The sequence below is a fragment of the Vibrio sp. VP6 genome (assembly GCF_028823755.1).
GTDB lineage: Bacteria > Pseudomonadota > Gammaproteobacteria > Enterobacterales > Vibrionaceae > Vibrio > Vibrio parahaemolyticus.
The window spans coordinates 1-733 of sequence record NZ_JAPEID010000176.1 but is presented as its reverse complement, the minus strand read 5'-3'; the positions used below and the strand labels follow the sequence as shown (position 1 = coordinate 733).

General features: G+C 39.7%; 1 protein-coding gene. It reads right to left on the bottom strand.

Annotation, left to right across the window (positions count from 1 at the left end; all coding sequences use genetic code 11):
* A partial coding sequence (locus OU793_RS24750) for a replication initiation protein (protein ID WP_274647933.1) occupies positions 1-477 on the bottom strand: 477 nt, incomplete at its 3' end.
* Positions 478-733: the final 256 nt, after the last annotated feature.

Genomic DNA, 733 nt, shown 5'->3' with positions numbered 1-733 from the left:
GCGTTTTGAATATTCTTTTTTTACATCAAAGAAATTGCGAGTGTTAATAAGGGCAAAACCTTGATTGTACTCGATGTACTCGGACTTGAGCATGTCATTAGGTACCATGGTCAAAGTACCGTTCTTGTATGCAATATGTTTGAAAAGTGGGCGGTAGTCGAATTCAACATCCCCTTTGCATGTCTCTATTTTAATACCAATTTTTCGGCTCGCAAGACGGTTGGCTACTGGGCTTAAATTACTCCCAATATGCTTAGATTCCACACCTAACCACTCAGATAGCTGATGTGACGTGAACTCATAATGAGGGGTACTATGCTCCCAGTCGTTCGCTTTCATGTGTGCGATCATCAATGCAAACATATCTGCTTCGCGAGCGGAGAGATCCTGGCGGCTAAATACCAGCTGATGACCTTTCTTTATATGCTTCGGTAAGTTGTCACTTACGACTGGGTAAAAGTACTCTTCATCACTCATACCACGACTCCTTAAAACAACACAATCTAGGTAATTATGACATATTTTAGGTGTAATAAAAGCCTAATTACCTAAATGATGTCATTTATACGATATGTAATTGATACAATTGTCATATTCTAAGGTCAAAACCTCGATCGGATTGTCCTTTTCAAACCTGTAGAACATCCAAATCTCGGTATACCTTTCTGCGTTTGAATTTTTAGGAGGAATGTTAACGAGCAGCTTTACAGTTGGGATGCTTACTCTCTCTGTC